This window comes from Streptomyces sp. C (assembly GCF_000158895.1).
Classification (GTDB): Bacteria; Actinomycetota; Actinomycetes; order Streptomycetales; family Streptomycetaceae; genus Streptomyces; species Streptomyces racemochromogenes.
The window spans coordinates 4,501,566-4,520,934 of sequence record NZ_GG657750.1 but is presented as its reverse complement, the minus strand read 5'-3'; the positions used below and the strand labels follow the sequence as shown (position 1 = coordinate 4,520,934).

Below are 19,369 nucleotides of genomic sequence, written 5' to 3'. Positions count from 1 at the left end.
TCCCCTCAACCCCTCGTCACGTCATGCACACCACCGACTGCACCTCGCTGTACGCGTGCAGCGCGTACGAGCCCACGTCCCGCCCGACCCCCGACCGCTTGAACCCGCCGAACGGGGCCTCCATGTTCCGGCCGATGGTGTTGACCCCCACCCCGCCCGACCGCAGCCGGCGCGCCACCCGGAAGGCGCGGGCCGAGTCCCCGGACCACACGTAGCTGATCAGCCCGAAGTCGCTGTCGTTCGCCAGCCGGACGGCCTCCTCCTCGTCCCCGTCGAACGGGACCACGACCACGACCGGGCCGAAGATCTCCTCCCGCACCACCCGCATGTCGTTCGTGCAGTCCACCAGCAGCGTCGGCGCCACGTAGAAGCCGCGGCCGCCGCCGACCACCGGGCGCTCGCCGCCGTGGGCGATCCGCGCGCCCTCCTTGCGGCCCAGCTCCACGTACGACTCCACCCGGTCGCGGTGCGCCGCCGAGATCACCGGGCCGACCACCGTGCCCCGCTCCCCCGGATCGCCGACCTTCATGAAGGCCAGGTAGCCGCGCAGCTTCTCCACCAGCGGCTCGTACACCGACCGGTGGACGATCACCCGGGTGGGGGCGGTGCAGATCTGGCCGCTGTAGAAGGAGAAGGTGGTGCCGATCCCCATCACCGCCGCGTCCAGGTCGGCGTCCTCGAAGACGATCGCCGCGCCCTTGCCGCCCAGCTCCATCAGCTGCCGCTTCATGCTCCGCCCGCACACCTCGGCGATGCGCTGCCCGACGCCCGTGGAGCCGGTGAAGGAGACCATGTCCACGTACGGGGAGTCCACGGCCGCCTCGCCGACCTCCACCGAGGCACCGGAGACCACGTTCACCACCCCGGCCGGGACGCCCGCCTCGTGCAGCGCCTCGGCCATCCTGAACACCGACAGCGGATCCTGCGGGGCCGGCTTCACCACCACCGTGTTGCCCATGGCGAGCGCCGGGGCGACCTTGCCGGCCGGGTTCGCCCACGGGTTGTTGTACGAGGTGACGCAGGTGACCACGCCGACCGGCTGGCGGACCTCCAGCGCGCCCAGGACGGACGCCTTCCCCATCGGGCCGGCCTCGGTGACCTGCGGCGGGAGCCCCTTCTCCACCGGCTCCAGCGCGCCCTTCGCGTACCGCCGGAAGCGGGACGCACCGACGCCGACCTGCATCCCGCGGGCGATGCCCGTCGGCGCGCCCGTCTCGGCCTGCGCGAGGGCCGCCCACGGTTCGAACTCCCGCTGGATGACGTCCGCCGCCCGGTCGAGGATCGCCGCGCGCTCCTCGGGGGCCGTACGGGACCACGTGCCGAAGGCCTCGGCGGCGGCCCGGCACGCCTCCTCCACCTGGGCGCGGGAGGCCTCGGGGGCCAGGCCGACGACGGACTCGTCGGCCGGGTTCACCACCTCGTAGTGGCCGCCGTCGGGCTCGACCCACTCGCCGCCGACGTAGAGCCGCTGCGCGTCCCCGCTCATCGGGTGCTCACCGTCCTCGTGTCGCGGCCGGAGCGGAGCACGGTCCCGGGGACCGCGCCGGTCACCTGGTCGTCGCGGATGGTCTCGACGCCGTTGACGCGTACGGAGACCACCCCGATCCCCCGCGCGTCCAACCGGGGGCTGTCGCCGGGCAGGTCGTGGACGAGGGTCGCCGGGCCCGCGTCGATGCGCTCGGGGTCGAAGAGGACCAGGTCGGCGTGGAAGCCCTCGGCGATCCGGCCGCGCTCGCGCAGCCCGAACAGCCGGGCCGGGTCGTCGGTGAGCATCCGTACCGCCTGCTCCAGCGGGACGAGCCTGCGGCCGCGCAGGCAGTCGCCGAGGAACCGGGTCGTGTACGGGGCACCGCACATCCGGTCCAGGTGCGCGCCGGCGTCGGAGCCGCCGAGCATGACGTCCTCGTGCTGCCAGGTCTCGGCGCGCAGGGCCCAGGTGGCGGGGTCGTTGTCGGTGGGCATGGGCCACAGGACGGTGCGCAGGTCGTCGTTGGCGCAGATCTCGACGAGGCACTGGAAGGCGTCCTGGCCGCGTTCGGCGGCGATGTCGCCGACGACGCGCCCGCTGAGCCCCTCGTTCTCCTTGCTGTAGGTGTCGCCGATGACGTACCGCCCGAAGTTCGCGAGGCGCCGGAAGACCCCGGCCTCCTTGCTGTCGGCACGCCGGAGCATCTCGGCGCGGACGTCCGGTTCACGGAGCCTGGCGATCCGCTCGGGGACGGGGAGGGCGAGGACCTCGCCCCAGCCGGGGATGAGGTTGAGGGCGCAGAACGTGCCGAGGGACATGTTCATGGGGGTGAGGATCGGCATGGTCAGCGCGACGATCCGGCCGCCGGACTTGCGGGCGCGCTCGCTGGGGACGAGCTGGCGGGGGACGCGTTCGGGGACGGCGGCGTCGATGGTGAGGACGTTCCAGTTGAGGGGCCGGCCGGCGGCGGCGCTCATCTCGACGAAGAGGTCGATCTCGTCGTCGGTGAACTGGTCGAGGCAGCCGGCGACGATGGCTTCGAGCTGGGTGCCCTCGTGTTCGCCGACGGCGCGGGAGAGCGCGAGGAGCTCGGCCGGTCCCGCGTGCCGGGAGGCGACGGGGGCGCCGGCGCCGTCGGAGTGGGTGGAGGACTGGGTGGTGGACAGCCCCCAGGCGCCGGCGTCCATGGCCTCGTGGAGGAGCGCCAGCATCTGCTCCATCTGGGCCGGGGTGGGCTGGCCGCCGACGGCGTCCTCGCCCATGACGTGCCGGCGCAGGGCGCAGTGGCCGACCATGAAGCCGGCGTTGACGGCGATGCGGCCTTCGAGGGCGTCGAGGTACTCGCCGAAGGTGGACCAGGACCAGTCGACGCCCTCTTCGAGGGCGGCGAGGGCCATGCCCTCGACCTTGCTCATCATGCGGCGGGTGTAGTCGGCGTCCTCGGGGCGGGCGGGGTTGAGGGGCGCGAGGGTGAACCCGCAGTTGCCGCCGGCGACGGTGGTGACGCCGTGGTTCATGGAGGGGGTGGCGTAGGGGTCCCAGAAGAGCTGGGCGTCGTAGTGGGTGTGCGGGTCGATGAAGCCGGGGGTGAGGACGAGGCCGGTGGCGTCCTCGGTGGTGCGGGCGTCGCTGCCGCTGCCGCTGCCGCTGCCGCTGCCCGGCTGGGTGATGACGGCTATCCGGCCGTCCTTGATCCCGACGTCGGCGACGTAGCCGGGGGCGCCGGTGCCGTCGACGACGGTCGCTCCGCGGATGAGGTGGTCGAGCATGACGGTTCCCCTCCTGGGTGGTTCCGTGTCCCTTGCCGTTGCCCTGGCCGGGCGTGTTCCGTTCCCCTCCCCCGGCGGGGCCGTGCCGCACCCGGGCGCCGGGCGGGGGCGCGGGCCCTGCGGGGCCGTCCCCTACCCGCCCTTCGCCCGTTCCCCGGGCTGCGCCCGGACCCCTCCCGGGGGCTCCGCCCCCAGACCCCCGCGCCTCAAACGCCGGCGGGGCTGGACGTATCCAGCCCGCGCGGCGTTTGAGCGCACCGGGCGCGGAGCGTCCGGTACCGGGGTCAGGGGCGGAGCCCCTGGGAACGGTGGAAGGGCGGGTAGGGGACCTCGCCCCGCGCAGCGGCCCGCCCGCCCGCCCTGACCCGCTAGGCGGCAGCCGATTGGCGGAAGCGCGTCGTCCGGTGGACCGGGTCGGTGTCGATGTGCGGGATGACGTGTTCGCCGATCAGCTTGATCGAGGTGAGCGTGTCCTCCTTGGACACCCCGGTCGGCAGGCCGAAGGACAGCTGGTCCGCCCCCGCCTGCTCCCACCGCTTGCACTGCGCCCGTACCTCCGACGGGTCGCCGCAGATCAGCAGCTCCTCCGCGATGAGCAGCTCGATGATCTCCGCGTTGTACTCCGGCAGGGTCTCCGGCCACTGCGGGATCGCCTCCGGCCGCGGGAAGGTGTCGTGGTAGCGGAACACCAGCGACTGGAAGCGGTTCATGTTCGCGTTGACGGCGATCTCCACCGCCTTCTCGTGCGTCTCGGCGCAGATCGCGGTCGAGGTGACCATGACGTTGTCGTTGACGAAGGCGCCGATCGCCTTGGCCTCCTGGATGGCCGTCTTGTACTGCTCCAGGACCCACTCCATGTCGGAGACCTTCTGGACGCTGAAGCCGAGGACGCCCAGGCCCTTCTTCGCCGCCATCGCGTACGAGGAGGGCGAGCCTGCGGCGTACCACATGGCCGGGTGGGCCTTGCCGTACGGCTTGGGGAAGATCTTGCGCGGCGGGAGCGACCAGTGCTTGCCCCGGAAGCCCTCGTACTCCTCCTGGAGGAACATCTTGGGGAATTCCGCGATGGTCTCCTCCCAGATCTCCTTGGTGTGGTTCATGTCCGTGATGCCGGGCAGGAAGCCGAGGATCTCGTGGCTGCCGGCGCCGCGGCCGGTGCCGAACTCGAAGCGGCCCTTGGAGAGGTGGTCGAGCATGGTGACCTTCTCGGCCACCTTCACCGGGTGGTTGACCGGGGCGAGCGGGTTGAAGATTCCGGAGCCGAGGTGGATGCGCTCGGTGGCGGCGGCGAGGTAGCCGAGGAAGACCTCGTTGGCGGAGAGGTGGGAGTACTCCTCCAGGAAGTGGTGCTCCGAGGCCCAGGCGTACTTGAAGCCGGACTTGTCGGCCTGGATGACGTACTCGGTCTCCTCGAGCAGTGCCTTGTGCTCTGCCTCGGGGTCGACCTTGGACCGCGCCTCAGGCACGTATCCCTGCACGAAGAGCCCGAATTCCAAGGGGTTCACCGTCCTTAGTTTTCTGACGTTGCGTCAGATTCTTCGATGGGTCCGACTGTTCCACCGCCGGGGCGGGACCGTCAAGAGAGCCGTAGCGGCTTGTCTGACGAGCCGTCAGAGAATGCTGACGCCCGCCATCCAGCCGCCGTCCACCACGAAGGGCTGGCCGGTGATGTACGAGGAGTCGTCGCCGGTCAGGAAGAGGGCGAGCTTCGCGATCTCCTCCGGCCGGCCCACCCGGCCCAGCGGCACCACCCGCTTGTACAGCTCGGCCATCGCGCCCCTGGCCTCGTCCGTCATCCCCGCCGGGTCGAGCAGCCCCGGGTTGGCCATGGGGGTGTCCACCGCCCCGGGGCACATCGCGTTGACCCGGATGTTCCTCGCGGCCAGCTCCAGCGCCGCCACCCGCGTCAGCCCGAGGATCGCCGCCTTGGTCGCCGCGTACGCGCCCACGTACGCCATGCCCGTCAGGCCGGTGTAGGAGGAGGTGTTGACGATGGTCCCGCCGCCCGCCGCCCCGATCTCCGGGGCGAGCGCCTTGATGCCGAGGAAGGCGCCGACCTGGTTGACCTCGACCACCTGGCGGAACTCCTCCAGCGGGGTGGAGGCCAGCTCGTTGAAGCGCAGGATCCCCGCGTTGTTGACCAGGCCGTCGACCCGGCCGAAGGCCTCCTTCGCCGCGGCCACGGCGGCCGCCCAGTCCTCCTCCCGGCTCACGTCGAGCCGTATGTACCGCACCCGGTCCGCGCCCGCCTCCGCGGCGATCTCCTTGGCCACGGCGGCGCCCTGCTCGTCCAGCACGTCGCCCAGCAGCACCCGCGCGCCCTCGGCGGCGAAGAGGCGGGCCTCCTGCTCGCCCTGGCCGCGCGCCGCGCCGGTGATGACGACGACGCGCCCGTCCAGCTTGCCCATAGCGTGCTCCCAGTCGTCAGTCGTTGAGGAGGGGGGCCACCTCGGCCCCGAAAGCGGTGATCTGGTCCACGAGTTCGGCGCGGTCGCGATTGCGGAAGCGGACCTGGATCTGGTCCACGCCCAGCGCCGCGTACTCCCGGAGGGACTCGGCGAGCACCTCGGCCTTGCCGGTCAGGGTGCGGCGGCCGGTGTCCCAGCCGGGCTCGCCGACGTACAGCGGCTCGGTGATCGCGCCCACCTCGAACGGGCCCTCCACCCCGGCCGCCTCCCGCAGTTCGCGGATCCGGGCCACCTGCCCCGGGATGCGCTCGCGCGGGTCGCCCTGCGGGAGCCAGCCGTCGCCGCGCACGGCGGCCCGGCGGACGGCCGCCGGGGAGGAGCCGCCGACCCAGACCGGGATCCGCTCCTGTGCCGGCCGGGGCAGCTGCCCGAGGTCGCGGAAGGAGAACCGCTCCCCCTCGAACTCCGGGTACTCCTCCGGGCCGAGGGCGGCGCGCAGCGCGTCCAGGCTCTCGTCCAGGGCGGCCCCGCGGCGCTCGAAGTCGACGCCGAGGACCTCGAACTCCTCCTGGACGTGCCCGGCGCCGACCCCGAGGACCAGCCGGCCGCCGGAGAGGTGGTCGAGGGTCGCGTACTGCTTGGCGGTGAGCAGCGGGTGGCGCAGGCCGACGATCGCGACGTGGCTGAGCAGCCGCACCCGCCGGGTGATCCCGGCCAGGAAGGCCAGGGTGGCGACGGGGTCGTACCAGACGGTGCTCATGGGGCCGGCGAGGCGGCGCGGGATGGCCACGTGGTCGCAGGTGGCCACGTACCCGAAGCCGGCCCGGTCGGCGGCGCGGGCCACCTCGGCGAGGTCGGCCGCGCCGGCCGAGGCCTCCCAGGGCTCGGCGTAGAGGGTGCTCTGCGACTGGACCGGGAGCTGCATCCCGTACTCCAGCCGGCCTTCCGGAAACACGCGTGCCATGCCGGGCCCGCCTCGCCTTCGTTTGCCGGTTCGTCGTGCGGTGCCGGGCCATCGTCGTAGCTGACGGTCCGTCAGGCAAGGGGTGGGGGGCGTGCACCCGATCGGGTGAACGCCGGCGGATATGGGGATGGGTACGGGTACGTACCCATAGGCTGCGGGAACGGGAAGGAGCACGACGATGCCCGACGCGAACATCCGCATCCCCGAGGAAGCCAAGGACAGACTCGCCGCCATAGCGGCCGGCGAGGGGTTGTCCCTCCGCGCCTACCTGGCCCGCCTGGCCGAGACCCTGCTCACCCCGGCCGAACGCGCCGAACGCGCCGAACGCGCCCACGTGCTGCTCCGCGACTGGAACGGCTACGCGCCGACGGAAGCCGAACAGCGGGAGCTGGACAGCGAGCTGGACCGCCGACTGCACGAGGCGGGGCCCCGGTGACCGAGCCCGTGCACATCGTGCTGGACGAGACGGCGATGACGGCCGCCGGCCGGGGGAACGTCCTGGCGTCGCGCCTCATCCACCGCGCCCACGGCGAGCCCGGCTGGTTCCTGTACGCCCCGTCCTGCGCTCTGGTCGAGGCCGACCGGAACCGCCCCGGTACGGCGGAACACCTCGCGGCCCTGCCCGGCATGATCGTCCTCGACCTGGACCTGCCCGCCGCGCTGGCCGTCGCAAGGCAGGAAACCTGGGCCGCCGCCCACTGCCTCCACGCCGCGCAGCCCGCCCCCGACCGGCCGGACGGCGCGATCGTCGCGACCACGGAACCGAAGCGGTGGGCCGGCGAGCGGGTCCGGATCCTCGACCTCAACCCGTAGCGGCGGGGGCTGTCCGGCCGGGCGCGGAACGCCTAGGGTGCGCGCGTGGAACTGATGCTGACGCTCATCAGCGGGGTCGCCTGGACCGTCGTGTACGTCGAGGCCGTGCGGGTCGGGCTGCGGGACCGGACGTACGCCATGCCCGTCGCCGCGCTCGCTCTGAACTTCGCCTGGGAGGTCGTCCACGCCGTCGACGACGTCCGTACCGGCCTCTCCCCGCAGGGCGTGGTCAACGTGGTCTGGGCCGTCGCCGACACCCTGATCGTCTACACGTACCTGCGCCACGGCCGGGCCGAACTGCCCGGCTTCGTCACCCGGCCGCTGTTCGCCGCCTGGAGCGCCCTCCTCCTCGGCACAGGCTTCGCCGTACAGCTGCTGTTCGTCGCGCACTTCGGGACGCACGACGCCAGCCGGTACTCGGCGTTCCTGCAGAACCTGCTGATGTCCGGCCTGTTCATCGGCATGTACGCCGCCCGGCGCGGCCCGCGCGGGCAGTCGCTCCTCATCGCCGTCGCCAAATGGCTCGGCACCCTCGCGCCGACCGTCCTGTTCGGGGTGATGGAGCGGAACGGCTTCGTGCTCGGGCTGGGGGTGCTGTGCTGCGTCTTCGACCTCGTGTACGTGGGGATGATGGCGCTGCGGCCCGGCGTCGCGGCGGGCGAGGTCAGAAGCCTGCCGGGCCCATCGCGATGACCGGCTTCGCCGCCGGGTCGAGGGTGCGCAGCAGCTGCTCCATCGCCTGCCTGGGCAGGCCGACGCAGCCCTGGGAAGGGCCGTCGTGGTCGACGTGGAGCCAGATGTTGCCGCCCTTGTCCTCGCCCTCCGGCATGCCCGGGTCCAGCGGGGAGACCCCCTTGCGGCGGTTGTAGTCGATCGCCACGACGTAGTCGAAGGAACCGTCCAGGGACTCGCCGTTCACGCCCCGGCCCGAGGGCACGAAGCCGCGGTCCTGGTCGTACGGGAGCTTCGTGCCGGACGGCGGCGGCAGCAGGCCGCCCGCGTCGGTGAGGGAGTACACGCCCTCCGGGGAGGTCAGGTCCCCGTACTCGCGCTCGCGCTCGGCGGACCAGCCCTTGGCGCCGTTGCGGGCCGGCCACTGCCCGGCCGCGGTCCAGTCCTTGCCCGCGGCGGGGCGCGTGAAGAAGGTGACGGTGGAGTCCGAGGAGTCCTTCGCCTTGCCGGTCACCAGCACGAGCTGGCGCGCGGCCGCCGGGATCCGGGCCCGGGTCGCCGCGCTGAGGGTGTCCGGCAGGCCCTGGCGGGCGTCCGCGCGGGGGGTGCCGCGCGCGGCGTGGCCGGGGGCGCCGCCCTGCGCCTGCGGCTGCTGCTTCGGGGCCGGGCCCTGGGCCTGCGGGCGGGCGTCCGAACGGGCCGCCGGGACGGGCGCGCCGGGCTGTTCGTGCAGGGCGTGCAGCCAGGCGGCGGCGAAGGTCAGCAGGCCGAGGGCGGCCACGGCGATCAGCGCCTTCGGCGGCCGGCCGGCCGAAGCGGAACGCCGGCGGTCGGCCGCGCGGGGGCCCGTACGGGACTGCGTACGGCCGCCGGTCCGGAAGCGGGAGCGGGCTCGGGCGTGCTTGCTCATCCACCCGAAGGTACATCAGGTGATCATCGTTCCCCGCGAACGGCGGTCTGCCGTACCCGGTGCGGCGCGGGAAAGCGGAGGCTGACGGTGAGCCCGCCGTCGGGTTCCGGATTGGCCTCGGCGAGCAGCCGCGCGCCGTGCGCCCGGGCGATGGAGGCGACGATGGACAGGCCGAGCCCGGCGCCTTCTCCGGCGGTGTGCCGGCGTTCCGCGCGGCGGCGGAAGGGCTCCAGCAGGCGGGGCACGTCGCCGGGCTCGATGAGCGGGCCGGTGTTGGACACCGTCAGCACCCCCTCGGCGGAGGTCACCACGCGCACCCGGCCGCCGGGGCGGTTGTGGCGCACGGCGTTGGTGAGGAGGTTGCGCACGAGGTGGCCGAGCAGGGTGGCGTCTCCGGTCACGGTCAGCGGCGCGAGGTCCCGTACGACGGTCAGGGCGGCGGTGGGGACGGCCGTCAGTTCCGCCGCCGTCAGGGCCGCCATGTCCACCGGCCGGGAGGATTCCAGGCCCTCCTCCGACACGGCGAGCAGCAGGAGGGACTCCACCAGGTGCTCGCTGGAGTCGGCCACCGCGATCAGCCGCTCCCGGATCCGCGCCACCTTCTCCGGCTCCGGCTCCCCCGCCAGCCCGATCTCGGCGGCGGCCCGCTGCACGGCGAGCGGGGTGCGCAGCTCGTGCGCGGCGTTGGCGGCGAACCTGCGCTGGGCCCCCACCAGGTCCTGGATCCGGTCGAGCATCCCGTCGAAGGTGTCGGCCAGCCGCTTGAGCTCGCCGGGCGGCCCGTGGAGCCCGATCCGCTCGTGCAGGTTCTCCCCCGACAGGCGCCGGGCCGTCTCCGTGATCACCGCGACGGGGCGCAGCACGCGGCCGGCCATCCACCAGGCGAGCCAGACCGACAGGACGGCGAAGAGGGCGAGGGCGACGAGGGAGACCAGGGTCAGCTCCTGGAGGGCGGCCCGGGCGGCGGCGTCGGAGAGGTTCTGCGTGACCCGCCACTGGGCGATCTGCTCCGGGGTGGGGGCGGTGCCGGGCGGGAGCTTGTGCGCGGGCTCGAAGGCGCGGCCGCTCGGGAGGGGCGTGACCCCGTCCGAGGGGACGGGCAGGCCGGGCATGACGGTGGTGACGGCCCCGCTGACGCGGGACTGGAGGCCGGTGCGGAGCAGTACGTTGACCAGCGCGACCAGGCCGCCGCCCGCGAGGAGCAGCAGCGCGCCGTAGAGGGCGGTGAGACGGGTGCGCTCGGAACGGAGCACCGCTCTCATCGCGGACCGCTGCTCTGAACGCCGGGGGCCGCGGGCCCGGCCGCCGCGATGCGGTAGCCCTCCCCCGGCACCGTCTCGATCAGCGGCGGCTCGCCCAGCTTGGCGCGCAGCTTGCTCAGCGTGACCCGGACCGCGTTGGTGCGGTAGCCGGTGTCCTCCTCCCACACCCGCTCGATCAGGTCGTCGCTGCTCAGCACGGCCCCCTCGGCCCGCAGCAGCGCCTCCAGCACCGCGAACTCCTTGCGCGACAGGGCCAGCCGGTGCCCGTCGCGCGAGGCGGCCCGGCGCGCGGTGTCCAGGGCGATCCCGGCCCGCTCCAGCACCGGCGGCAGCGCCGGGTGGGCGCGCCGGCCGAGCGCGAGGACGCGGGCGAGGAGCTCGTCGTACGCGAAGGGCTTGGTGAGGTAGTCGTCGGCGCCCAGGCCCAGGCCCTCCACCCGGTCCCGCACGGTCCCGGAGGCGGTCAGCATCAGCACCCGGGTCAGCAGGCGTTCCCGTACGACCTGCCGGCACACCTCGTCACCGTGCAGGCCGGGCAGATCCCGGTCGAGGACGAGGACGTCGTACTCGCCCAGCCGCAGCCGGCGCAGCGCCTCCAGCCCGTCGCCGGCCTCGTCGACGGCCAGCGCGTCGCGGCGCAGCCCCTCGGCGATCATCTCCCGCAGGAACTCCTCGTCCTCCACCACCAGAACTCGCATGCCGTCCTCTCTACAGGAGGACCACATTTCGCCGTTGTAAGCGGACTGCGAGAGAGAAGCGAAACACCGCTTTCGCGCACGCTCGGCCCCATGAAGCGATCCCTGACCATGACCACGGCCGCGGCCCTCACCGGGCTGGCCCTCTTCGTCACCGCATGCACGAACAGCGGCACCGCGGACGGCGGGGGCGGCGGCAAGGACGGCAAGGGCGGCGGCGGGTCCGACGCCGACAACGCCGTGAAGACGCGCCAGTGCCTGCGCGAGCACGGGATAGACGCCCCGGACCCGGGGCCCGGCCAGAACCCCAACGGCATGACGGTCGGCGGCGGCGCGGACCCGCAGAAGATGGAGGAGGCCATGAAGGCCTGCGGCATGCGCACCCCCGGGTCCGGGGAGGGCCCCACGCAGGAGCAGAAGGACAAGGAGCTGCGCTGGGTCCGCTGCATGCGCGAGAACGGCGTGTACCTGAAGGACCCCGAGTACAGCGGTGGCATGAAGAGCGGCATCGAGGTCCCCAAGGGGCAGGAGAAGGCCTTCGAGGAGGCCCAGAAGAAGTGCGAAGCGGCCTGATGGGGGCCCGGCGGCGCGGGACGTGGCTGCTGGGCGCCGTGGCGGCCGTACTCGCGGTCTCGGGCGGCGGCTACGCGGTCCTCGCCCCGCCCCCGCAGGACGGCGGCCGGCGGCAGGACGCGGCCGACGCGCTGCCGCCGGCGACGGCGCCGGTGACGCGCGGCGACCTCTCCTCGGGGCTCCAGGTCGACGGCACCCTCGGCTACGCGCAGGAGCGCAGGCTGAGCGCGCCCGGCGCGGGCGTCCTCACCTGGATCGCGGCCGAGGGGTCGGCCGTCGAGCGGGACGGGCGGCTGTTCGAGGTCAACGGGAAGGCGGTGCGGCTGATGTACGGGGCGGTGCCGGTGTACCGGGCGCTGAGGGCCGGGGACAAGGGCGAGGACGTCCGGCAGCTGAAGCGGAACCTGATCGCCCTCGGGTACGGGACGGGGCTGGACGCGCAGGACGGCACCTTCACGGCCGGTACGGCGGCGGCGGTCAAGCGCTGGCAGAAGGCGCACAAGGCGCCGGAGACGGGCGAGGTGGCGCGGGAGGACATCGCCTTCGCCTCGGGCCCGCAGCGGGTGAAGCGGACGGAGGCGGCGCTCGGTGACGAGCCGGGGCCGGGCAAGCCGGTGCTGACGGTGACCGGCACCGAGCGGATCGTCCGCTTCCAGCTGGACGCGGCGAAGGCGGGGTCCGCGAAGACCGGGGACAAGGTGACGGTACGGCTGCCGGGCGGCGGCAGCGCGGCCGGGAAGGTCGACTCGGTGGGCGGCACGGCGGGCACGGACGACCAGAACGGCGGCGGGTCGGGCGGGTCGGGCGGCTCCGGCGGCGGGTCGGGCGCCGGCGGTGGAGGCGGTGGAGGCGGCGACAAGAAGGCGAAGGTGGACGTGAGCGTCGTCTTCGACGACCCGGGCTCGGTCAAGGGCCCCGAACAGTCCCCCGTCTCGGTGGAGCTGACCGGCGAGACCCGCACCGGCGTCCTCTCCGTACCCGTGAACGCGCTGCTCGCCCTGCCCGGCGGCGGCTTCGGCGTCCAGGTCGTCGAGAACGGCCGGGCCCGCGAGGTCAAGGTCGAACTCGGCATGTTCGGCAAGGGCCGCGTCGAGGTCGGCGGCGGCGGGCTCGCCGAGGGCATGCGGGTGGGGGTGCCCAAGCTGTGAGGCGGCACGCGCACCCGGTGGTCGAACTGGCCGGGGTCACCAAGGAGTACCCGGGCGGGGTCACGGCCCTGCGCGGGGTCGACCTGACCGTCCTGAGCGGGGAACTCCTCGCCATCGTCGGCCCGTCGGGGTCCGGAAAGTCCACCCTGCTGCACGTCGTCGGCACCCTGGACCGGCCGAGCGCCGGCACCGTGCGGATCGCCGGCCACGACGTCGCGGCGCTGTCCGACCGTTCCCTGTCGGCGCTGCGCTCGCGCCACATCGGCTTCGTGTTCCAGTCCTTCCACCTGGTACCGGGCCTCAGCGCCCGGGCGAACGTCGCCGAGGGACTGCTGTACTCCGGGCTCCCGAGGGCCGAGCGCGGCCGCCGGGCGGCACGGGCGCTGGAGCGGGTCGGACTCGGCGACCGGATGGACCACCGGCCCCACGAGCTGTCGGGCGGGCAGAAACAGCGGGTGGCCATCGCCCGCGCGGTGGCGGGCGGGCCGGACCTGCTGCTCGCCGACGAGCCGACGGGGGCGCTGGACACGGCGTCGGGCCGGTCGGTGATGGAGCTGCTGCACGAGCTGAACGAGGACGGGGCCACCATCGCCGTGATCACCCACGACGGGGAGATCGCGTCGAGCCTGCCCCGGCAGGTGCGCGTCCGCGACGGCGAGGTCGTCGAGGACACCGGCCCGGCGGGGGCGGCGTGATGGCCGGCGACCGTACGCGGCTCAGGCCGCCCAGGCTCACCCCCCGCGACGTCCTGCACGCCGGGTCGGCCGGGCTGCGCTCGCGGCCGGTGCGGGTGTTCCTGTCGGCGCTCGGCATCGCGATCGGCATCGCCACGATGATCGCGGTGGTCGGCATCTCCTCCTCCAGCCAGGCCAAGCTGCTGCGCGAGCTCGACAGGCTGGGCACGAACATGCTGGTGGCCACCCCGGCCCCCGCCCTGTTCTCGGGACAGGACACGAAGCTCCCGAAGGAGGCCCCCGGGATGGTCTCGCGCATCGCGGGCGTCGAGTCGGTCGGGACCACGGGCGACGTCGGGGAGTCCGTCCGCCGCTCGGAGAACATCCCGAAGGAGGAGACCGGCGGCATCACGCTCAAGGCCGCCAAGGACGACCTGCTGGGCACCCTGCGGGCCTCCGTGGCCCGGGGCCGCTGGCTGAACGCGGCCACCGCCCGCTACCCGTCGGTGGTGCTCGGGCACGTCTCGGCACGCCGGCTGGGCATCACGGAGCCGGGGCAGCAAGTGTTCGTCGGAGGACGCCACTTCACGGTCACCGGCATCCTCGCCCCCGTCCCGCTGGCCCCGGAGATCGAACGCTCGGCCCTGGTCGGCTGGGAGGCGGCCGAGCAGCTGCTGGGCTTCGACGGCCACCCGACGGCCGTCTACGAACGCTCGGCGGACGACCGGGTGGCCGCCGTCCGCTCCCTGATGGCGCAGACGGCCAACCCCCGCACCCCGAGCGGGGTTTCGGTGACCGACCCCTCGGCCGCGCTCCAGGCGAAGGCGGCCACCGAGGGCGCCTTCAGCACCCTGCTGCTCGGCCTGGGTGGCATCGCCCTCCTGGTGGGCGGGGTCGGCGTCGCCAACACCATGATCATCTCGGTGCTGGAACGCCGCCACGAGATCGGCCTGCGCCGCTCGCTCGGCGCCACGAAGGGGCAGGTCCGGATCCAGTTCGTCACCGAGTCCCTGCTCCTGTCCGGCCTCGGCGGCCTGGCGGGCATCGCCCTCGGCGCGGCCGCCACGGGGGTCTACGCCCGGGCCGGCGACCTGCCCTGGGTGGTCCCGCCGTGGGCGGTCACCGGCGGCTTCGCGGCCACCCTGGCCATCGGCACCCTGGCGGGCCTCTACCCGGCGGTCCGCGCGGCCCGCCTCAGCCCGACCCTGGCGCTCCAGGCGGCGTAGGGGGGATGGGAGGAGGGGGCGGCGGCACCACGCGGGGTGCCGCCGACCCCTCCCGTCCCGGTACCGCCCGACTTACCCTGATCTGATGAGAACTCCACGTCAGGCAGCGCGCATTGTCGTCCTCTCACCCAGCGGATCGGTGTTCCTGTTCCGCGAGAACAACGTGGAAGTCGGGATCCACTGGCTGCCCCCGGGCGGCGGCATCGACCCGGGCGAGACCCCGGAGGAGTGCGTGCGGCGCGAGCTGCGCGAGGAGACCGGCTGGACCGACCTGGAGCCGCAGCGGCTGCTGTGCACCTGGGAGCACGACTTCACCCACCAGGGCATCCCGGTCCGCCAGCACGAGCACATCTACGTCACCACCGGCCCCCGCCGCGAGCCGGTCCTCGAAGAACCCGGCATCCACTGGCAGTGGCTCTCCCCGGAGCGCCTGGCCGGCCTCGGCGAACCCCTCTGGCCCCCGCGCCTGCCGGAACTCCTCGCCCGCACCCCCGCCGAACCGGTCCACCTGGGCCTGATCGCCTGAGCGCCTGAGCGCGGCGGCCCCGGGCTGGGCGGTGCCGGGCGGTGCCGGGCGGTGCCGAGATGCGGGGCGGACCCGGGCGGCGCAGGATGAACGAGGACGTCCGCGCAGCAGCGACGGCCGAAGCCGCAGGGGGCGGCGGGCCCGCGCGCAGGAGCGTCCTCCTTCAGACCGCACGGCTGCGGCGCGCCCCGACGGGGCCGGCCGCACACGTCCGAGTGCGAGGAAAGGGGAGCATCCATGAGGAAATCCCTGGTGGCCGCACTCGCCACCATCACTTCCGCGACGGCCGTCCTGCTGGCCGGACCGCTCCAACCCGCGAACGCCGCCTCACCGTTCTGCAACCAGAGCACGCCGAACAACTCGATCCTGTTCTACAAGTCCGGCAGCGGCGAAGCCGGTACCGGCACCCTCACCAACGGCCGTTGGCAGTACAAGGAGGCGCTGCACCTCCCGACCGGCTACACGCACGCGGCGGCCAGCCGCGATTCGCTCGTGCTCTACAACACGAACACCGGCGCCGGCGAGACCGGCACCTTCACGAACGGCAAGTACACCCGCAGCGAGACGTACGACGACTTCTCCAAGGGCTGGACCTTCGTCGAGGCGTCCGGCGACTCCGTGATCTTCTACAAGAACGACGGTCACGGCGTCACGGGCACCCTCAAGGGCGGCCTGTACCGGGAGAGCCGCGTCTACGACAACTTCAGCTCGGGCTGGGGGACCATGGCCGCCTCCTGCGACACGCTGGTCGCGGCGGCGCGGCACGGTTCGACCGAATTCCCCTGGAGCAACGTGGGGTACGGGACCCTCTCCGGCGGCGTCTACACGCACAAGGGCAGCATCGCGAGGGACGACTTCCTGGGCGAGCTGACCGCCACGAAGGACTCCCTGCTGTCCTGGGCGAGGGTCGGCGGCGGACTGGAGTTCCGGGTGTCCAAGGCCGTCGACGGCGGCGGCATCGCCTTCCGCAAGATCGGCACGAGCGGTGTCTGGGACAAGGTGGGCCGCACCTCCGACAGCCTGTTCTTCTACAAGAACGACGGCACCGCCTGGACCTCGACGCTCGTGAACGGCAACTACACCAACGTCGGCACGCTGCCCCAGGTCTCCTCGGGCTGGACCCTCATCGAGGGCGGCGTCTGAGACCGCGGCCCCGGAAGGGCACACGGCCCGGCCGCTCAGCGCGCCCGCCCGCCCGTGCGCACCGCGCCCGCGCTCGCCACGACGACGAGCGCGATCGCGGCGCACTGGAGGGGCGACAGGCCCTGGTCCAGGACCAGGTAGCCGGCCACCGCCGCGACGGCGGGGGACAGGCTGGCCAGCACCGCGAAGGTGGCCGCGGGCAGCCTGCGCAGGGCGAGCAGCTCCAGCGTGTACGGCACCCCGGAGCTCATCACCGCGATGGCCAGGCCCAGGGCGAGCACGCCCGGCTCCAGCAGGGTCGTACCCGCCGATCCGATGCCGAGCGGCAGGCTGACCAGGGCGGCGACGGCCATCGCGATCGCCAGGCCGTCCAGGCGCGGGAAACGGGCGCCGGCCCGGGCGGCCAGGACGATGTACGCCGCCCACATCGCGCCGGCGCCCAGCGCGAACGCCACGCCCGCCGCCCCGAGCCCGTCGAAGCCGCCCCGGCCCAGCAGGAACACCCCGGCCAGCGCCAGCGCCGCCCACAGCAGGCCCGCCGCGCGCCGTGAGACCGCCACCGACAGCAGCAGCGGCCCGAGCACCTCGAAGGTGACCGCCGCGCCCAGCGGGATCCGGTCGACGGCCTGGTAGAAGAGCAGGTTCATGCCGCCCAGGGCCAGGCCGAAGCCGACGGCCACCGCCCAGTCGCCGCGCGCGTACCCGCGCAGCCGGGGCCGGGCGACGGCCAGCAGCAGCACCGCGGCGAAGGCCACCCGCAGCGCGACCGTCCCCAGGGCCCCGGCCCGGGGGAACAGCAGCGCGGCGAAGGCCGACCCGAACTGCACCGACAGCGTCCCGGCCACCACCAGCCCGACACCGCCGAGGGTGCCGCGGCCGGCGGGGTGGCGCAGGAGGCGCGCCGCCGGGGTGGTCGTGGCGGCGGATGTCGTGGAGGACTTGGGGGTCATGGAGGGGGTGGAGGTCATGGGATCCACGCTAGGAACCGGGCCGCGCCGCGTGAAATGCCGAATGGCGCGCGGTTATGCTCCCCAGGCATGACCATCGAGCTGCGGCACCTGCGCGCCTTCCTCGCCATCGCCGACGAGGGCAACGTCACCCGCGCCGCCGCCCGCCTCCACCTCAGCCAGCCCGCACTGTCGCGGACCCTGCGCCAGCTGGAGGACCACCTCGGCACCCGCCTCGTCGACCGCTCCACGCACCACCTGGAGCTGACCGCGCAGGGCCGCACGTTCCGCCACAAGGCCCGCGCCGCAGTCGCCGCCGTGGACGCCGCACTCGACCCCGGCGGGCTGCGCAGCTGGCCGCTGCGCCTGGGCCACACCTGGGCGGCGCTCGGCGACCACACGATCCCGCTGCTGCGCCGCTGGGACGAGTCCCGCCCGGACGTCCCGCTGGAGCTGCGCCGCGTCGACGACCCCACCGCCGGCCTCACCCAGGGCAAGGTCGACGCGGCCCTGCTGCGCGGCGCCGTCACCGCGCCCGGACTGCGCACCGCGCTGCTGCTGGAGGAGGACCGGGTGGTGGTCATGCCGGCCGGCAGCCCGCTGGCCGCACTTCCCCGCGTCACCCTGGCCGACCTCACGGGCCGCCCCATCGCCCTGAACACCGTCTCCGGGACCACCACCCTGGACCTGTGGCCCGCGACGGGCCGTCCCGCGCCGGTGATCGAGGTGACCAACACCGACGAGTGGCTCATGGCCATCGCCGCCGGGCGCGCCCTGGGCGTCACCACCTCGGCGACCCCCAGCAACCACGCGCACCCGTCACTGGTCTACCGCCCCCTGGCCGGTGCCCCGCCGGTCCCCGTCGTCCTCGCCTGGCGCGAGGGCCCGGTGCACCCCGCCGTACCGGACCTGCTCGCGCTGGCGCGGGAGATCCTGGACGGGGCGGCGGCGTAGGGGGGCTTGGGGGGGACGTAGGGGGCCGTCAGCGCTGGCCCGAGGCCCGCGCGTAGAGCTTGGCGGCGTAGTCGCCGAGGACCGTGCTGGTGGAGACGTCGTCCGTGTCCCCGCCGGTCAGAATGCCGATGATCTTCCCGTCGCGGCCGATCCAGGCGCTGCCGCTGGTGCCGCCCGGGAAGTCGGAGCAGTCGAAGCGCTGCTCCCGCTCGTCGGTGCGGACGGCGACGGCCGTGCAGGTACGCGGAACCTTGCGGTCGGCGGGGTAACCCGTCACCGTGACCTCCTCGCCCGCGCGGCCGGAGGTGTCCAGGGGCGCACCGCCGGTGATGGCCTCGACGGTGCGGCCCTTGTCGTCGGGGGCGAGGCGGGCGAAGGCGAGGTCGTAGTCGTCGTCGGTGCCCTCGGCCCAGCGCTCGTCCTCGAAGACCTCCTCGATCTTCCACACTCCGTACGGGGCCGTCCCGTTCACGTACCCGGGGGCGAAGACGGCGCCCTTGCCACCGGTCTGCTTGCCCTCCATCAGGCAGTGGCCGGCGGTGACGATCAGGTTCTTGCCGGGGCTGCGCACGACGGTGGCGGTGCAGAAGTGCTCACCGTCCAGGCCGCCGGTGAAGAGGGCGCCGGTGAACGCGACGGGCCCGCCGGGCTGGCGGCTCGCGGCGGCCGGCGGAGGCGTGGCGAGCTGCGGCTTGGACACCTGCGCCCGCGACGGCCCGCTCGGCGCAGCCGAGGGCAGCGCCGACTTGGCACGCACGGGTGCGGCCGCCTCGGGAGGAGGGGCCAACTCGGCCACTGCCGCGGATGCGCCCAGCGCAGCCACCGCGCACAGCACCCCCGTCACCACGGACCGCTTGTCCACCGCCATGATCCCCTCCCGCTTCGCCCTGGCGAGCATGCCCCGCGGACATGCCAAGGTGCAAGGCCGGACCGCTGGTCGGCACCGGGTTGGCGGGATTCAGCCTGGCCGAATCAGAGTGGGTTGGGGGCTTCCCGTCAGTCCCATCGTCCTTCCGGTTCGGGCCGGTCCCTCAAGGGCGCTCCCTTCGGTCGCGTCGCTACGCGATGTCGCTTCGCTCCACCCTTGACCGACCGACCCGAACCGGAAAGCCGAAAGACTGCCGGGAAACCCCCAAAGAAACGGTCACGGGGCAGGAGGAGGGGAGCGGCTCCCTCAGCGATGAGACGAGGGACCCTGCGCCGGCCCGCCGGGCATC

At 73.8% G+C, this 19,369-nt stretch carries 20 protein-coding genes; 10 read left to right on the top strand and 10 right to left on the bottom strand.

What is annotated here, in order from left to right; translation table 11 throughout:
- Positions 1-16: 16 nt before the first annotated feature.
- The 5 genes from SSNG_RS20360 to SSNG_RS20340 all read right to left on the bottom strand — a co-directional run bounded on the left by SSNG_RS20360 (position 17) and on the right by SSNG_RS20340 (position 6,609).
- A complete protein-coding gene (locus SSNG_RS20360) occupies positions 17-1,486 on the bottom strand; it encodes an aldehyde dehydrogenase family protein (protein WP_007265772.1) in 1,470 nt (489 codons plus the stop codon).
- On the bottom strand, positions 1,483-3,237 hold the full coding sequence (locus SSNG_RS20355) for a D-aminoacylase (RefSeq protein WP_007265771.1): 1,755 nt from the start codon (positions 3,235-3,237) through the stop codon (positions 1,483-1,485). Before SSNG_RS20355 ends, SSNG_RS20360 begins: the two co-directional genes overlap by 4 nt.
- 368 nt (positions 3,238-3,605) lie before the next feature.
- Complete coding sequence (locus SSNG_RS20350) at positions 3,606-4,733, bottom strand: LLM class flavin-dependent oxidoreductase (RefSeq protein ID WP_007265770.1); 1,128 nt, start codon at positions 4,731-4,733, stop codon at positions 3,606-3,608.
- A gap of 114 nt (positions 4,734-4,847) precedes the next feature.
- Complete coding sequence (locus SSNG_RS20345) at positions 4,848-5,645, bottom strand: SDR family NAD(P)-dependent oxidoreductase (protein WP_007265769.1); 798 nt, start codon at positions 5,643-5,645, stop codon at positions 4,848-4,850.
- Positions 5,646-5,661: 16 nt separating this feature from the next.
- Positions 5,662-6,609 (bottom strand): LLM class F420-dependent oxidoreductase, encoded by a 948-nt coding sequence (locus tag SSNG_RS20340; protein WP_241695089.1) that lies wholly within the window; start codon positions 6,607-6,609, stop codon positions 5,662-5,664.
- A 178-nt stretch (positions 6,610-6,787) separates the two neighbouring features.
- Here SSNG_RS20340 and SSNG_RS20335 point away from each other — a divergent pair, with 178 nt between their 5' ends.
- From SSNG_RS20335 to SSNG_RS20325, 3 genes are read left to right on the top strand one after another with little or no spacing between them, the layout of a single operon-like run.
- The gene (locus SSNG_RS20335) at positions 6,788-7,045 is read left to right on the top strand and encodes a hypothetical protein (RefSeq protein ID WP_007265767.1); all 258 of its coding nucleotides are present in this window, start codon (positions 6,788-6,790) and stop codon (positions 7,043-7,045) included.
- On the top strand, positions 7,042-7,422 hold the full coding sequence (locus tag SSNG_RS20330; RefSeq protein WP_007265766.1) for a hypothetical protein: 381 nt from the start codon (positions 7,042-7,044) through the stop codon (positions 7,420-7,422). Before SSNG_RS20335 ends, SSNG_RS20330 begins: the two co-directional genes overlap by 4 nt.
- 54 nt (positions 7,423-7,476) lie before the next feature.
- A complete protein-coding gene (locus SSNG_RS20325) occupies positions 7,477-8,115 on the top strand; it encodes a hypothetical protein (protein WP_050779892.1) in 639 nt (212 codons plus the stop codon).
- On the opposite strand, the gene SSNG_RS20320 is transcribed toward SSNG_RS20325, so the two are convergent.
- Genes SSNG_RS20320 through SSNG_RS20310 form a run of 3 tightly spaced genes read right to left on the bottom strand, consistent with a single transcriptional unit; the run spans position 8,087 to position 10,964 of the window.
- Positions 8,087-9,004 carry a L,D-transpeptidase family protein gene (locus SSNG_RS20320; protein WP_042801504.1) on the bottom strand — a complete coding sequence of 306 codons (918 nt, stop codon included), beginning with the start codon at positions 9,002-9,004 and terminating at the stop codon, positions 8,087-8,089. The two genes, SSNG_RS20325 and SSNG_RS20320, sit on opposite strands and share 29 nt — an antisense overlap.
- A 23-nt stretch (positions 9,005-9,027) precedes the next feature.
- Positions 9,028-10,266: an ATP-binding protein gene (locus SSNG_RS20315; RefSeq protein ID WP_042801502.1), complete on the bottom strand. Its 1,239-nt coding sequence runs from the start codon at positions 10,264-10,266 to the stop codon at positions 9,028-9,030.
- Positions 10,263-10,964, bottom strand: coding sequence for a response regulator transcription factor (locus tag SSNG_RS20310; protein ID WP_007265761.1), 702 nt, complete (start codon positions 10,962-10,964; stop codon positions 10,263-10,265). Before SSNG_RS20310 ends, SSNG_RS20315 begins: the two co-directional genes overlap by 4 nt.
- A 90-nt stretch (positions 10,965-11,054) precedes the next feature.
- Here SSNG_RS20310 and SSNG_RS20305 point away from each other — a divergent pair, with 90 nt between their 5' ends.
- The 6 genes from SSNG_RS20305 to SSNG_RS20280 all read left to right on the top strand — a co-directional run bounded on the left by SSNG_RS20305 (position 11,055) and on the right by SSNG_RS20280 (position 16,251).
- Positions 11,055-11,534, top strand: coding sequence for a hypothetical protein (locus tag SSNG_RS20305; protein WP_042801500.1), 480 nt, complete (start codon positions 11,055-11,057; stop codon positions 11,532-11,534).
- Positions 11,519-12,682, top strand: coding sequence for a peptidoglycan-binding protein (locus SSNG_RS20300; RefSeq protein ID WP_007265760.1), 1,164 nt, complete (start codon positions 11,519-11,521; stop codon positions 12,680-12,682). Before SSNG_RS20305 ends, SSNG_RS20300 begins: the two co-directional genes overlap by 16 nt.
- A gap of 17 nt (positions 12,683-12,699) precedes the next feature.
- A complete protein-coding gene (locus SSNG_RS20295) occupies positions 12,700-13,377 on the top strand; it encodes an ATP-binding cassette domain-containing protein (protein WP_128637509.1) in 678 nt (225 codons plus the stop codon).
- Positions 13,377-14,582, top strand: coding sequence for an ABC transporter permease (locus SSNG_RS20290; protein ID WP_042801496.1), 1,206 nt, complete (start codon positions 13,377-13,379; stop codon positions 14,580-14,582). Before SSNG_RS20295 ends, SSNG_RS20290 begins: the two co-directional genes overlap by 1 nt.
- Before the next feature lie 85 nt (positions 14,583-14,667).
- On the top strand, positions 14,668-15,108 hold the full coding sequence (locus tag SSNG_RS20285) for an NUDIX domain-containing protein (protein WP_007265757.1): 441 nt from the start codon (positions 14,668-14,670) through the stop codon (positions 15,106-15,108).
- A gap of 237 nt (positions 15,109-15,345) precedes the next feature.
- Positions 15,346-16,251 (top strand): hypothetical protein, encoded by a 906-nt coding sequence (locus SSNG_RS20280; RefSeq protein WP_007265756.1) that lies wholly within the window; start codon positions 15,346-15,348, stop codon positions 16,249-16,251.
- A 35-nt stretch (positions 16,252-16,286) separates the two neighbouring features.
- On the opposite strand, the gene SSNG_RS20275 is transcribed toward SSNG_RS20280, so the two are convergent.
- On the bottom strand, positions 16,287-17,219 hold the full coding sequence (locus SSNG_RS20275; protein WP_042801490.1) for an EamA family transporter: 933 nt from the start codon (positions 17,217-17,219) through the stop codon (positions 16,287-16,289).
- 69 nt (positions 17,220-17,288) lie between these two features.
- On the opposite strand from SSNG_RS20275, the gene SSNG_RS20270 reads away from it, so the two are divergent.
- A complete protein-coding gene (locus SSNG_RS20270; protein ID WP_042801488.1) occupies positions 17,289-18,152 on the top strand; it encodes a LysR substrate-binding domain-containing protein in 864 nt (287 codons plus the stop codon).
- Positions 18,153-18,180: 28 nt separating this feature from the next.
- Here the strand turns inward: SSNG_RS20270 and SSNG_RS20265 are convergent, their stop codons facing one another.
- Positions 18,181-19,020, bottom strand: a complete 840-nt coding sequence (locus tag SSNG_RS20265) for a trypsin-like serine protease (RefSeq protein WP_241695088.1) — start codon at positions 19,018-19,020, stop codon at positions 18,181-18,183.
- Positions 19,021-19,369: the final 349 nt, after the last annotated feature.